Origin of the sequence: Mesorhizobium sp. M0514 (assembly GCF_040321145.1) — a bacterium.
In the GTDB taxonomy this organism is placed as follows: domain Bacteria; phylum Pseudomonadota; class Alphaproteobacteria; order Rhizobiales; family Rhizobiaceae; genus Mesorhizobium.
This window is the reverse complement of the sequence record NZ_JAMYQZ010000033.1, coordinates 1-13,908: the sequence shown is the minus strand read 5'-3', so window position 1 is coordinate 13,908 and position 13,908 is coordinate 1. Positions and strand designations below refer to the sequence as shown.

13 protein-coding genes are annotated in these 13,908 nt (G+C 62.1%); 10 read left to right on the top strand and 3 right to left on the bottom strand.

Features of this window, described 5'->3' with window-relative positions; translation table 11 throughout:
• Positions 1 to 11: 11 nt before the first annotated feature.
• Positions 12 to 1,832: an extracellular solute-binding protein gene (locus tag NKI61_RS15635; RefSeq protein ID WP_352839999.1), complete on the bottom strand. Its 1,821-nt coding sequence runs from the start codon at positions 1,830 to 1,832 to the stop codon at positions 12 to 14.
• Between the two features lie 260 nt (positions 1,833 to 2,092).
• Here NKI61_RS15635 and NKI61_RS15630 point away from each other — a divergent pair, with 260 nt between their 5' ends.
• Positions 2,093 to 2,716, top strand: a complete 624-nt coding sequence (locus NKI61_RS15630) for an invasion associated locus B family protein (protein ID WP_023668972.1) — start codon at positions 2,093 to 2,095, stop codon at positions 2,714 to 2,716.
• 81 nt (positions 2,717 to 2,797) lie between these two features.
• On the opposite strand, the gene hspQ is transcribed toward NKI61_RS15630, so the two are convergent.
• Positions 2,798 to 3,121, bottom strand: coding sequence for a heat shock protein HspQ (hspQ, locus tag NKI61_RS15625; protein WP_023668971.1), 324 nt, complete (start codon positions 3,119 to 3,121; stop codon positions 2,798 to 2,800).
• A gap of 224 nt (positions 3,122 to 3,345) precedes the next feature.
• Between hspQ and NKI61_RS15620 the strand changes: the two genes are divergently transcribed.
• Entirely contained in the window at positions 3,346 to 4,308 is a 963-nt protein-coding gene (locus NKI61_RS15620; RefSeq protein WP_023741221.1) for an AEC family transporter, read from the top strand.
• Here NKI61_RS15620 and NKI61_RS15615 read toward each other — a convergent pair.
• A complete protein-coding gene (locus NKI61_RS15615) occupies positions 4,285 to 5,496 on the bottom strand; it encodes a UbiH/UbiF family hydroxylase (RefSeq protein WP_352839998.1) in 1,212 nt (403 codons plus the stop codon). The genes NKI61_RS15620 and NKI61_RS15615 overlap by 24 nt on opposite strands.
• Before the next feature lie 95 nt (positions 5,497 to 5,591).
• On the opposite strand from NKI61_RS15615, the gene NKI61_RS15610 reads away from it, so the two are divergent.
• The 8 genes from NKI61_RS15610 to NKI61_RS15575 all read left to right on the top strand — a co-directional run bounded on the left by NKI61_RS15610 (position 5,592) and on the right by NKI61_RS15575 (position 13,878).
• Positions 5,592 to 6,479: a DUF2182 domain-containing protein gene (locus tag NKI61_RS15610; protein ID WP_352839997.1), complete on the top strand. Its 888-nt coding sequence runs from the start codon at positions 5,592 to 5,594 to the stop codon at positions 6,477 to 6,479.
• A gap of 14 nt (positions 6,480 to 6,493) precedes the next feature.
• Positions 6,494 to 7,108, top strand: coding sequence for a DUF1326 domain-containing protein (locus tag NKI61_RS15605; protein WP_023706821.1), 615 nt, complete (start codon positions 6,494 to 6,496; stop codon positions 7,106 to 7,108).
• A complete protein-coding gene (gene pcsA / locus NKI61_RS15600; RefSeq protein WP_023682522.1) occupies positions 7,105 to 7,935 on the top strand; it encodes a phosphatidylcholine synthase in 831 nt (276 codons plus the stop codon). The genes NKI61_RS15605 and pcsA overlap by 4 nt, the downstream gene beginning before the upstream one ends.
• A gap of 18 nt (positions 7,936 to 7,953) precedes the next feature.
• Entirely contained in the window at positions 7,954 to 8,931 is a 978-nt protein-coding gene (locus NKI61_RS15595) for a quinone oxidoreductase family protein (RefSeq protein ID WP_352839996.1), read from the top strand.
• Positions 8,932 to 9,141: 210 nt separating this feature from the next.
• Positions 9,142 to 10,719: an ABC transporter ATP-binding protein gene (locus NKI61_RS15590; protein ID WP_352840019.1), complete on the top strand. Its 1,578-nt coding sequence runs from the start codon at positions 9,142 to 9,144 to the stop codon at positions 10,717 to 10,719.
• Positions 10,716 to 11,840 (top strand): ABC transporter permease, encoded by a 1,125-nt coding sequence (locus NKI61_RS15585; RefSeq protein WP_352839995.1) that lies wholly within the window; start codon positions 10,716 to 10,718, stop codon positions 11,838 to 11,840. The genes NKI61_RS15590 and NKI61_RS15585 overlap by 4 nt, the downstream gene beginning before the upstream one ends.
• The gene (locus tag NKI61_RS15580) at positions 11,840 to 12,760 is read left to right on the top strand and encodes an ABC transporter permease (protein ID WP_023668962.1); all 921 of its coding nucleotides are present in this window, start codon (positions 11,840 to 11,842) and stop codon (positions 12,758 to 12,760) included. The genes NKI61_RS15585 and NKI61_RS15580 overlap by 1 nt, the downstream gene beginning before the upstream one ends.
• A gap of 50 nt (positions 12,761 to 12,810) precedes the next feature.
• Positions 12,811 to 13,878, top strand: coding sequence for a BMP family ABC transporter substrate-binding protein (locus tag NKI61_RS15575; protein WP_352839994.1), 1,068 nt, complete (start codon positions 12,811 to 12,813; stop codon positions 13,876 to 13,878).
• Positions 13,879 to 13,908: the final 30 nt, after the last annotated feature.

The following is a 13,908-nucleotide window of genomic DNA, read 5'->3' as shown; positions in this document are numbered from 1 at the left end:
CTCGGCTACGCTCAGTTCGGCTTGCGCCACCATGTCGGCCATTGATAACCGAATATGGGTGTCTTTTTGGGATGATCCAGGTAATTCCAGTAAGCGAGCCATTGCTGCGCGTTGTACTGCATCGGCACCATGTAATTGCCGGAGATCAGCAATCGGTCGAGCACGCGCACGGCGGCGACATAGTCTTCCTTGGTCCGTGCTCTCAGCATCGCGTCGATCGCCGCGTCGACCGCCGGATCGGCGACGCCGGCCAGATTGAATGAACCTTCTCTTTTGGCCTCTGAAGAACCCCAGCGAAGGTTCTGCTCCATACCGGGAGACAGCGAGTTGCTGAACCCGCTCGACCCGACAAGAACCTCAAAGTCGAAACGCTGCTTGCGCGACTGGATCTGGTCGGCCTCGAGGCTGCGGATGGTCACCGCGATGCCGATCTTTTCCAGCGAGCGCTGATAGATGGCGGCAAAGCGTTCCTCGTCCTGCGAGGCCGTCAGGATCTCGAAACCGAACGGGTTTCCCTTTGGGTCCAGCAGGACCCCGTCCTTGACGGTGTAGCCCTGGCTCTTCAGCAGGTCGAACGCCACCTTCAGCACCTTACGGTCCTGGCCGGTGCCGTCATTCACCGGCGGGCGCCAGCTGCCGTCCATGACATCGGCCGGCACGCGGCCGGGGTAGGGCGCCAGCAGCGCCTTTTCCCTGTCGCTGGCGGGATGGCCGAGCGCGGAAAGTTCGGAATTCTGCCAGTAGCTCATCGTGCGCGTGTACTTACCGCCGAACAGGTTCTTGTTGGCCCATTCGAAGTCGTAGAGCATGCCGAGCGCGCGCCGCACCTCCGGATTGGAAAACTTCTCCAGCCGCGTGTTGAACAGGAACCCGGTCACCACGGGCGGTATGCCGGTGTCGAAGGTCTCGGCGATCACCTCGCCGCGATGAAAGGCGGGAAAATCGATATCGCGCTCGCGCTTGACCGGATCGCCCTCATCGTAAATGGCGCAGATGCCTTTCTTGAACGCTTCCGTCTTGGCATTGGCGTTGAGGAAGTACTCGATGGTGATCTGGTCGTAGTTGTCGAAGCCGCGCTTGGAAGGGATGTCCTTGCCCCAGTAATTCGGATTGCGCTTGAAGACGATGCGCTGTCCCGGCTGCACTTTGTCGATGGTGTAGGGACCGCTGCCGATCACCGGCTTCAGCGTCGTCTTCTCGAAGGTATCCTTGTTGAAGGCGTGCTTTGGGATGATCGGCGTCAGCGCGATGATCAAGGGGGTCTCGCGATTGGCCTTGTCGTTGAAGGTGAAGCGCACGCTGTGATCGCCGGTCTTTTCGAGCTTGGCGATCAGGCTCATGCGATCCCTGTAGGGCGGGCGGCCCTTGTCGGTGAAGACATCGTAGGTGAACAGCACGTCATCCGGCGTCACCGGCTCACCGTCCGACCACTTCGCATTTGGATTAAGGTGGAATTCGATCGATTTGCGCTCCAGGTCCATATCGGCGCTGTCTGCGAGCAGGCCATAGAGGGTGAAGGCCTCGTCGTAGTTGCGCATCATCAACGGCTCGAAGACGAGATTGCCGAAAATGAGGTCCTGCATGCCGCGCGCCGTGGTGCGCAGGCTCTTCAGGATGAACGGGTTCAGATTGTCGAAGCTGCCGACGACGCAGTAAGTGATGTTGCCGCCCTTGGGCGCATCGGGATTGACGTAGTCGAAATGCTGGTAGTCGGCTGGCAGCGCCGGCTCGCCCTGCATGGCGATGGCATGTTTCGGTTCCGACATCGCCACGCCGGGTGCAAAGGCGAAGAACGAGATTGCGGCGATCAGCCAAACAAGAATGCGGCCCATGACCGTCTCCTTACTGGGCGGCTTGATGATTCGGAGTGCACCCTAACATGGCGCCGCGGCGCTCCGGCCAGATACATCAATCCAAATCGCACGACCCAAATTGCGAGGCCAAGAATTGCAGGCGGCGGGCTGGATTCGGCTGCTCATGCAGTGTAACACGCGCTCCGAAGTCATTCTGTTGCCTCAATTCGGCAACAGGTAGCAGGACCACACGGCGCGAAGAAGCCGGTCCCGCGATCATTTGAGAGGAAATGCACGACATGACGAGCCTGAACAGCAACGCATACCGCCTTTCGGTCCTGGCCGCGGGCGTGGTCGGCTTTCTGGGCGCCGGACTTCCCACCGCTTCGGCACAGCAACAGATTCCGCAGGGTTGGTTCAAGGCCTGCACCAAGCAGGAAGATGTCGACATCTGCAATGTCCAGAACATCATCACTGCCGGCAACGGCCAGTTCGTCACCGGCGTCAGCCTGATTGAGTTGAAGGGCAAGGTAAACCGCAAGGTCTTCCAGGTCACGGTTCCCCCAGGTCGCCTGGTGCCCCCCGGCATCGCCCTGCAAATAGACGCCGGCAAGGCGACGAAGCTGGATTATGTCATTTGCTTCGCCGACCGTTGCGTTGCCGAAGTGCCGCTGACCGACGCGCTCGTCGCTTCCTTCAAGAAGGGACAGGCGATCACGCTGACCTCGATCAACTTCCAGAGTCAGCCAAATCCAATCAAGGTTGCCTTGACCGGCTTCAGCGGCGCCTTTGACGGCGCGCCGCTGCAGCAGTCGGACATCGAGGACCGGCAGAAAAAACTTCAGGATTTCGTCGTCAAGAACAACCAGGACTTCGCCAAGAAGCTCAAGGACGAGCAGGCCAAGGCCAAAGCCGCCAACTAATCGCCGGGACAGATACCGGAGCGACAAAAAGCGGGGTCATGCCCCGCTTTTTTGTTGTCGTCACGTCGATGCAAGGTGATGTCAGTGTCTCGACTGGCGTTTCGGCTCGTAGCGTCCATCCGGCCGCTTGTCGAACATCTCGCCGATCTGCGGATGACGGACCGGCTCACCTGATTGGTCCTCGAGCAGGTTCTGCTCGGAGACATAGGCGATGTATTCGGTTTCCGAATTCTCGGCGAGCAGATGGTAGAACGGCTGGTCCTTGCGCGGCCGCACGTCGGCCGGGATGGCTTCGTACCATTCGTCGGTGTTGGCGAATTGCGGATCGACATCGAAAATGATGCCGCGGAACGGAAACAGCCGATGACGAACCACCTGTCCGATCGAAAATTTGGCCGTTTTCATCATACTCACCACTAAGCCTCTAGAGCGCCCGGCGTCCCCTCCAATGTGCGAAGAGCGCTCTAAGGCTTTGAATTTACACACACCGTGGCCCAAAATCGAGCCCGACTTAGGTCTGGGATCAGGCTTTATTTGGCGCAGATGGCGTGTCAGTTCAATGCCGAAGCGCTTGACGCCCGATGAAGCTACGGGCTAGCCCGGTCCCGGGGTTTCGGGCCAGGGCAAAAATGTCTGACATTGTCGGTCTTGTTCTTCCGTTCTTCGGGCTGATTTTCATCGGCTTTCTGGTCGCGCGCATGACCAGGCAGCCGCTGGAAGCGCTTGGCTGGATGAACACCTTCATCGTCTATGTCGCGCTTCCTGCCCTGTTCTTCCAATTGCTGGCCCGCACGCCGTTCGAACAGTTGACCGAATGGCGCTTCATCTTCGGCTCGGTATTTTCCACCTACACGATCTTCTCGATCATGTTCGTATGGTCGGTGACGGCGTCGCGCGGCGAGATCGCCCAGTCGACGATCAAGGCGCTGGCCGCGGCCTACGGCAATATCGGCTATATGGGGCCGGGGCTGGCGCTGCTCGCCTTCGGCGAACAAGCGGCGGTTCCCGTCGCGCTGATCTTCTGCTTCGAAAATATCATGCATTTCGCCATCGCGCCGATGATGATGGCGCTGTCGGGCGACGACAAGACATCGCCGTGGCGGCTCATCCTCGGCGTAGTCAGGAAAATCGTCCTGCACCCGTTCATCATCGCGACCGCGCTTGGCGTCGGCGCCGCCTATCTCGGCTTTCACCCACCGCAGCCGGTCGATCGCCTGCTTGAATATCTTTCGCGGGCAGCCGCCCCTTGCGCCCTGTTTGCCATGGGCGTGACGCTTGCGCTCCGGCCGCTCAACCGCGTGCCGCATGAGCTGGCGTCGATCGCGGCGCTGAAGCTGATCCTGCATCCATCGCTCTGCTACGTCGTGCTGAGCTGGATCGGGAACTTTTCCGAAATCTGGGTTTTTTCAGCCGTGCTTTTGGCGGCATTACCGACTGCAACCAACGTCTTCGTCATCGCCCAGCAATATGGCGTCTGGGTGCAACGCGCCTCGGCCAGCGTGCTGATCACCACCTGCCTCTCGGTGCTGACGGTGACCGGGCTGCTCTACATGATCCGCCACGGCATCTTACCGCCGGACCTGTTTCCCTGAACCGCCGGTAAGCGCCGCAAAGCCGCTGCCCGGCCTCAAGCCTTCGCGCATGAAAAAGGCGCGCAGCGGCGCGAAACTGCCGAGCACATTGAGGCCGGCGCTGCGTGCCATCTGCGCCGGCAGCATGTCCGAAAGCAGCGACATGTTGAGCAGATTGACCGCGCCGGAACGCGCCAGAATGTCGGGACGGCGCCTGGAATCATAGGCGGCCAGGGCCTTCGCGGCGCCGGGGTCGCCGCGATTTTCACCAGCGATTCCAATGAGATGCTCGATGTCCCTGATGCCAAGGTTGAGACCTTGGGCTCCGATCGGCGGGAATACATGTGCAGCCTCGCCGACCAGCGCCACCCGATTTTGCGCGAAGCGCCCCGGTGATGCCGCAGAAAGCGGGTAAATTTGTCGGCCGGGCTCGACCGACACCCGGCCCAGCATCGACTGCATCTGCTGCTCAACACGCTCGGAAAGCGTCGCGTCATCGAGTGCGGCGAGGTCCTTCGCCGTCTCCGGTTTCACCACCCAGACGAGGCTGGAGCGGTTGCAGGGCAACGGCACCTGGGTGAACGGCCCGGTCTCTGTGTGGAACTCGGTCGAGGTGAAGCCGTGTTCGCTGCGATGGCCAAAATTCAGCACCAGCGCCGCTTGGCGGTAGGATCGCACCGAGGCCACTATGCCTGCCGCCTCGCGCGCCGGCGACAGGCGCCCATCGGCAGCGACCGCAAGCGCGGCCGAGACTTCGCGACCATCAGTCAAGACGGCATGCGCCTGATCTGCGTCCAGACGCCAACTCTCGACCATCGACGTCAGCCATTCGATGCCGGGATGCGCCGCGACGGACTTGGCCAGCGTCGGGTTCAGCGCACTGTTGGGCAGGTTGAGCCCGAACTGCTCCTCGCCGATCTCTATGGCGCGAAAAGTCACCACCGGGCTGCGGATCAGCCGGCTGGTCGCATCAACGATGCGCATGACCTTCAGCGGCGCGGCCTTCGGCGCAAGTTCGGCCAGCACGCCCAGCCGATCGAGAACCTTGAGAGCAGGGTTCATCAGCGCCGTGGTCCGGCCATCGGGCCCGCCTGCTTCGGGTCCGACCAGGGTTACCGGAAAGCCCGCCTCGGCGAAACCGAGCGCCGCGATCAGTCCGGCAGGGCCGCTGCCGGCTACCAGTATCCGTGCTGTCTCGCGATGATCCAAATTGGACTTCCAGTTTGCGATGCAGGTGTCTACCCATGGATATAGGTCAGACCATGCGGCTTGATCAACGCGGCGATTAGGCTCATTCGGTTGTCATGACCGGCCAGCAGGACGATTTCAGCCATCTCGACCGCGCCGGCCGCGCCACGGCAAGCCTGGCCCGCAGCCCCCGCCTGACGGTCAACATCGCCATCGCCGGCGGCATTCTGCTCGCCTGGTTCATTCTCGGCGCCATGGCGATCCGCGACGCCGAAGGCCGGCTCCCCGGCGTACCAGGCGATGTGGTCCTGCGATATCTGCCGCAACTGCCGCTGCCGGATGTCCTCGACCGCTTCTTCGGCATGTGCCTGACGCCCGCACCACTTGATGCCGGCGGCGCACAGCTTCTGGCGTTGATCGTGATGTGGTTTTCGATGGCCGTGGCGACGATGCTGCCGTCGGCGGCGCCGATGATCCGTACCTATTGTGAAATCGCCGACACCGCCCGCATCAAGGGCGAGCCGGTGGCCCACCCGCTGGTCCTGGTCGCCGGCTACCTCTCGACATGGCTTGTCGCCTCTACGGGATTCGCGGTGCTGACATTGACCGTCCACGCATTTGCGTCTTCCGGGCGATTGCTCGATCCGGTGAGCGGCCTTGCCGCGGCGGCCGCGCTGCTGGTTGCCGGCCTTTACCAGTTCAGCAGCCTCAAGCAGGCCTGCCTGACAAAATGCCGGAACCCGTTCTCGACACTGTTTTCCAACTGGAGCGCGGAGCCGGGTGGCATCTTCCGGCTAGGGCTGAAGCAGGGCCTGTGGTGCCTCGGCTGCTGCTGGGCGCTGATGCTGGTGATGTTTGCCGTCGGCGCGATGAACGTGTTCTGGATGGCGCTGATCGGCCTGTTCACCTTGATCGAAAAACAGACCACCGGCAGCCTTCCAACCCGAGTGGCCGGTGCGATACTGCTTGTCTGGGCAGTCGCCCTGCTAGTAGTCTCGGCATGACGGGGGATAATTCCATGGCAGAGCAAGGCTGGGCAATGAAAGGAGAGCTCGTACTCTCCTGCAATTGCACGGTTTTTTGTCCTTGCGTACTGTCGCTTGGCAGCCATCCGCCGACGGAGGGTTATTGCCAGACCTGGGCGGGCTTCCGCATCGACGCAGGCCATTTCGGCGAGGTCGACCTGTCCGGCCTCAATCTCGGTCTGGTCATGGAAATCCCCGGCTATATGAGCCGCGGCAACTGGACCGCAGGCCTGTTCATCGACAAGCAAGCCTCCGTCTATGCGGTGAAAGCGCTGACCAGGATCTTCACCGGGAAGGCCGGCGGAACCACCGCGCTGTTGTCGATCCTTGTCGGCAAGTTCCTCGGCGTCGAGCAGGTGCCGATCACCTACGAGACGCGTGACAAGACCCGTATTTTCCAGATACCGAAGATCATCGACGGGGCGGTCACACCGATTCCCGGCAAGGATCGCGAGAAGGATACCGTGATCGGCAACTCGGAATACTGGATCGCGCCGGAGATCATCGTGGCCAGGTCCGACAAGAGCAAGATGCGGGCTTTCGGCCGCAACTGGAACTTTGCCGGCCGCTCGGCCGAAATCTGCAAACTGGATTGGCGGGGCCCGTGAGCAAGAACACAACGGCCAGAAACGCCGCCAAAAAGATCACCGACCGGATTCCGAGGCCGAAGAAAAAGGTCACCTGGCCGCAGGCGCGGGCATTCTCGGTGCATCTGTTGACCGCGTCTGGCTCGTTCCTGGCCTTCCTGTCGCTGGTGGCGGCAAGCGAGCAACGCTGGACGGCGATGTTCTGGTGGCTGGGGCTGGCGCTGTTCGTCGACGGCATAGACGGGCCGATCGCCCGCAAGCTCGAGGTCAAGGAGATTTTGCCGACCTGGTCGGGCGAACTCCTCGACAACATCATCGACTATGTCACCTACGTGCTGATCCCGGCCTTCGCACTCTACCAGCGCGGCTTCATGGGCGAAGGGCTGTCGTTCCTGTCGGCGGCCATCATCGTGGTGTCCAGCGCCATCTATTATGCCGACACCGGAATGAAGACGAAGGAGAACTTCTTCAAAGGCTTTCCGGTCGTCTGGAACATGGTCGTGTTCACGCTGTTCGTCATCGAGCCCGGACAGTGGGTGTCCTTCGGCGTCGTCGTGGCGGCCGGCATCCTGACCTTCGTGCCGATCAACTTCATCCATCCCGTGCGGGTGGTGCGGCTGCGGCCAATCAATCTTGGCATGACGCTGCTCTGGTGCGCTTTCGGTGCGCTGGCGCTTGCGCAGGCGGCCCTTGCCGCCTTCTACGACCAGATCGGCGTTTTGGGCGAACAGGTCGGCGTCTTTACCAAGGTCGGCATCACCATCACCGGACTTTACCTCGCCTGCATCGGCGGTATCATGCAGTTCTTCCCCAAACTCGGCGCCAAGCCGGACACTAAGAAAGCCTGACCGCAGGAAAGCCCACAAATGTCCAAAGCAATCCGTATCCACGCCCATGGCGGTCCGGAAGTCCTGACCTATGAAGACGCCGATCCGGGACAACCCGGCGCCGGGCAGATCCTGGTCAGGCACACCGCGATCGGCCTCAATTTCATCGATGTCTATCACCGCAATGGCCTCTATCCGCCGCCCGGCGGCTTCCCGCTGATCCCGGGCGGCGAGGCGGCAGGTGTGGTTCTCGAGGTCGGCGCAGGCATCGACTGGCTGAAGCCGGGCGACCGCATCGCCTATGCCGTCAATGTCGGTGCCTATGCCGAACAGCGCATTGTCGCCGCCGACCGCGTGGTCAAGGTACCGGACCGCATCAGCGACGAACAGGCCGCCGGCATGATGCTTAAAGGCATGACGGCGGAGTATCTGTTGCGCCGGACCTTCAAGGTGAAGGCAGGCGACACCATCCTGTTTCATGCCGCCGCCGGCGGCGTCGGGCTGATCCTGGGACAATGGGCAAAACATCTCGGCGCCACCGTGATCGGCACGGCAAGCTCAACCGACAAGATCGAGCTCGCCAAGGCGCATGGCTTCGGCCATGTCATCAACTATAAGGAGCAGGATTTCGTCGCCGGGGTCGCCGCCATCACCGGCGGCAAGAAATGTGACGTCGTCTACGATTCGGTCGGCAACGACACATTCCCGGCCTCGCTCGACTGTCTGAAGCCGCTCGGCATGTTCGTCTCTTTCGGTCAGTCCTCTGGACCGATCCCGCCATTTTCGATGTCGCTGCTGGCGCAGAAGGGCTCGCTGTTCGCTACCAGGCCGACTTTGTTCGTCTACAACGCCAAGCGTGAAGACCTCGAAGTCTCCGCCGCGGCATTGTTCGACGTGGTGTTGAGCGGTGCGGTCGAGATCAAGATCAACCAGCGTTATGCGCTGAAGGACGCGGGCAAGGCGCAAGCCGATCTCGAACGGCGCAAGACCACGGGCACGACCATACTGATCCCCTGATCTGCCTTGCTGTTCAGTGTTTTGCCGCGACGCTAGGCACTGTTTACCCGAAAAACCGGGCGATCGGTCTGTTGTACGAAGCAGGTCGGTCTTTGCCCCTTGAGTTTCCGCTGAAATTCTTGAAGCTCTTTCAAGGTGGGTGCTGCTTTCGCACGAGAGCGGCCAGCGCATACCATGCTGGCGGGAACACAGAACATGTCCGGGAACCGGATGGGAGGCACTGTGAGTGCAGATCATGATGGAGCGAACCTGCTTGAGGTTCGTGGCCTGACCAAGATATTCGGCACGCTGACGGCGTGCGATCATATCGACCTCAACATCGCCAAGGGCGAGATCCACGCGCTGCTCGGCGAAAACGGCGCCGGCAAGTCGACGCTGGTCAAGATGCTGTTCGGCTCGCTGGAGCCCAATTCCGGCGAGATATTCTGGAACGGCGAAGCGGTGCGGATCACCAGTCCGGGCATGGCGAAGAAGCTCGGCATCGGCATGGTGTTTCAGCACTTTTCGCTGTTCGAGGCGCTGACCGCGGCCGAGAATATCGCTCTGTCTCTGGATGACGGCTCACCGATCAGCTCGATCGCGGCCAAGGCGAGGGCGCTTTCCTTCAGCTATGGCCTGCCGCTCGATCCGGACTCGCTGGTCGGCGATCTCTCGGTCGGCGAACGCCAGCGCATCGAGATCATCCGCTGCCTGTTGCAGACGCCGCAGCTCATCATCCTCGACGAGCCGACCTCGGTGCTGACGCCGCAGGAAGCCGACAAGCTGTTCGAGACGCTGGAGCGCCTGCGCTCCGAGGGCAAATCCATCCTCTACATTTCGCACCGGCTGGAAGAGGTCAAACGCATTTGCGACCGCGCCACCGTGCTGCGTCACGGCAAGGTCGTCGGCCATTGCAATCCGCGCGAGGAAACGGCTTCGTCGCTGGCCCGCATGATGGTCGGTAACGAGGTGAAGGCCGTGGTGCGTGCGCCGGCCGAAGGCATCGAGACCGCGCAGCCGCTGCTCGAAATCCGCGCCCTCAGCCGCAAGCCGGCAACGCCGTTTTCGATTCCGCTGAAGAATATCAACCTCACTGTGCGCGCCGGCGAGGTGATCGGCATTGCCGGTGTCGCCGGCAACGGCCAGGGCGAGTTCTTCGAATCCGTCTCCGGCGAGGTGCTGCAGCAGGACGCCGCATCCGTGCGCATCCGCGGCAAGGATGCCGGCTCGCTCTCGATCACAGGCCGGCGGCTGATGGGCGCTGCCTTCGTGCCGGAAGAACGCCTCGGCCATGGCGCGGCGCCACGCATGAAGCTTTCGGAAAACCTGCTTCTGTCGCGGCACGCCACCGACGGCAAGGTTTTTGTCGGCGCCGGCGGCGCCGTCAAAAGCGGTGCGGTCTATGCCGCCGCCCAGCGCATCATCGTGGCGATGGATGTGCGCAAGAGCGCGCCCGATCCGGAAGCTGCGGCCCTTTCGGGCGGCAATCTGCAGAAATTCATCGTCGGTCGCGAACTCGACCGCAGCCCTGCCGTCATGGTCGTCAACCAACCTACCTGGGGCGTCGACGCCGGCGCCGCCGCTCATATCCGCCAGGCGCTGATCGAACTGGCGCGCAGTGGCTCGGCGGTTCTGGTCATCAGCCAGGACCTCGATGAGCTGTTCGAGATTTCGGACGCGATCGCGGTCATGCACAACGGCGAATTGTCGAAGCCGCTGCCGATCGCCGAGGCCACTTTCGAGAAGATCGGCCTGTTGATGGGCGGCGCCGAGCCCGGCCACACCGAACATGGTCTGGAGACGGCATGATGCGCCTCGAACTCGTCAAACGCCCACAGCGCTCGATGCTGTTTTCGGCGCTGTCGCCTTTCATCGCCTTCGCTCTGACGATCATCGCCGGCGCGGTTCTGTTCGCGCTGCTCGGCGTCAACCCGCTGGGCGCATTCGAGGTCTATTTCATCGAGCCGATCAGCCAGGTCTGGCAGCTGCATGAGCTGGCGATCAAGGCCGCGCCGTTGATCCTGATCGCGGTCGGCCTGTCGGTCTGTTACAAGGCCAACATCTGGAACATCGGCGCTGAGGGACAGTTCATCCTCGGCGGCGTTTTCGGCTCGGCCATTCCGGTGCTGTTTCCCGGGTTCGAAGGCCCACTGGTGCTGCCGCTGATGCTGTTGTTCGGTATGGTCGGCGGTGCCGCCTATGCAGCAATCCCGGCTCTCTTGAAGACGCGCTTCGGCACCAACGAAATCCTGACCAGCCTGATGCTGGTCTATGTCGCCCAGCTTTTCCTCGACTGGTTGGTGCGCGGCCCCTGGCGCGATCCACAGGGCCACGGTTTCCCGCAGACGATCCAGTTCAACGACTCGGCGGTCCTGCCGGAACTGATGCCGGATGCCGGCCGCGCCAATTGGGGTTTTGTCTTCGCGCTTGTTGCAGCCGTGCTGATCTGGGTGCTGATGAGCCGCCTGCTCAAGGGTTTTGAGGTCCGCGTGCTCGGCTCCAGCCCGAGGGCAGGGCGCTTCGCCGGTTTCGGCCTGAACCGCATGGTGTTCTTTGCCTTCCTGCTGTCAGGCGCGCTGGCTGGGCTTGCCGGCATTTCGGAAGTCTCCGGCGCCATCGGCCAGCTGCAACCGGTGATCTCGCCCGGCTACGGCTTCACAGCGATCATCGTGGCTTTCCTCGGCCGGCTCAATCCGCTCGGCATCGTCGCCGCGGGCCTGGTGCTGGCGTTGACCTATCTCGGCGGCGAGGCGGTGCAGAGCGCGCTCGGCATTTCCGACAAGGTGGCACGCGTGTTCCAGGGCATGCTTTTGTTCTTCGTGCTCGGTTGCGACACGCTCATCCATTACCGCATTCGCCTGGTCGGCATGGCGCTGACGAAAAGCGCGGCGAAGCTTGAAGCCGCGCCGAAGTTGAAGGAAGCCCGCTGATGGACATCGCCGTCAACATCCTTTTGACCATCGCCACGGCGGCAACGCCGCTTTTAATAGCGGCCATCGGCGAACTGGTGGTCGAGCGCTCCGGCGTGCTCAACCTCGGCGTCGAAGGCATGATGATCATGGGCGCCGTCGGCGGCTTCGGCGCCGGCTATCTCACGGGATCGCCCTGGATCGGATTGTTGGCGGCAATCGCCATGGGTGCCGTGTTCTCGCTGCTGTTTGCGGTGATGACGCTGTCGCTCGCCACCAACCAGGTGGCGACCGGCCTGTCATTGACGCTGCTTGGCCTCGGCCTGTCCGGCATGATGGGGACCAGCTTCGTCGGCCAGCCCGGCGAGCGGCTGCCAAACCTCTACGTTCCGGTGCTCACCGACATTCCCGTGGTCGGCAGGCTGCTGTTCGGCCAGGACCCGATCTTCTACATCTCGATCGCGCTGACGGCGGCCGTCATGTGGTTCCTGTTCAAGACCCGCACCGGCCTCACCCTGCGCTCGATCGGCGACAGCCACACATCGGCGCATGCGCTCGGCATCAAGGTCATCCGCTACCGCTATCTCGCGGTCATCTTTGGCGGCGCCTGCGCCGGCCTTGCCGGCGGCCACCTGTCGCTGGTCTACACGCCGCAATGGGTGGAGAACATGAGCGCGGGCCGCGGCTGGATCGCGCTGGCGCTGGTCGTCTTCGCCTCCTGGCGGCCGTGGCGCGTGCTGGCCGGCGCCTACATCTTCGGCGCGGTGTGGATCGGCCAGCTTCATGCACAGGCATTTGGCATTCCGGTGCCTTCGCAGCTGCTTTCTTCTCTGCCCTATCTGGCAACCGTCGTGGTTCTCGTTCTAATCTCACGCAACAAGCGTCTGACGATGATGAACACGCCGGCTTCCTTGGGGCAGCCATTCGTTCCGGATCGTTGACAACAAAAACAAACGGGAAGCTCCAAGGCTAAACTCAGAGAGGTAACACAATGAAAAAACTGCTTATTGCGTTGATGATCACGACCGCCGCCATGTCACTGGCGGCGTCCGCGCAGGCCGCCGACAAGTTGAAGGCATGCTGGGTCTACACCGGCCCGATCGGCGATTTCGGCTATTCCTACCAGCACGACCAAGGCCGCCTTGAGGTGGAGAAGGCGCTCGGCGACAAGGTCGAAACCGCCTATCTCGAGAACGTCTCGGAAGGTCCCGATGCCGACCGCGCTTTCGAGCGTCTGGCGCGCGAAGGCTGCAAGATCATCTTCGGCACCTCTTTCGGCTTCATGGACCCGGAAGTGAAGGTCGCCAAGAAGTTCCCCAAAGTGATGTTCGAGCACGCCACCGGCTACAAGACCGCTGACAATCTCGGCATCTACAATGCGCGCTTCTATGAAGGCCGCTACGTGCTCGGCCAGATCGCCGCCAAGGAATCGAAGGCAGGGGTCGCCGGCTATATCGTTTCTTTCCCGATCCCCGAAGTGGTGATGGGCATCAACTCCTTCATGCTCGGCGCGCAGTCGGTCAACCCGAACTTCAAGGCCAAGATCGTCTGGGTGAACTCCTGGTTCGATCCGGGCAAGGAAGCCGACGCGGCCAAGGCGCTGTTTGACCAGGGCGCCGACATCATCGTCCAGCACACGGATTCCACTGCGGCACTGCAGGTGGCGGAAGAGCGCAAGCTGCACGGCTTCGGCCAGTCCTCCGACATGATCAAGTTCGCGCCGAACGCGCAGCTGACCTCGCTGACAGACGAATGGGGGCCGTACTACATCAGCCGCGTCCAGGCAGCGCTCGACGGCACCTGGAAGCCGGACAATGTCTGGCTCGGCATCAAGGACGGCGCCGTCAAGCTGGCGCCCTTCACCAACATGCCGGACGATGTGAAGGCGATGGCCGAGGCAACCGCCAAGAAAATCGCAGATGGCTGGAACCCCTTCACAGGACCGGTCGCCAAGCAGGACGGCACGCCGTGGCTCAAGGACGGCGAAGTCGCCGACGACGGCACGCTGCTCGGCATGAACTTCTATGTGAAGGGCGTCGACGACAAGTTGCCGCAGTAGTTATCGGAAACGCAAAAGAGAAGGGGCGCC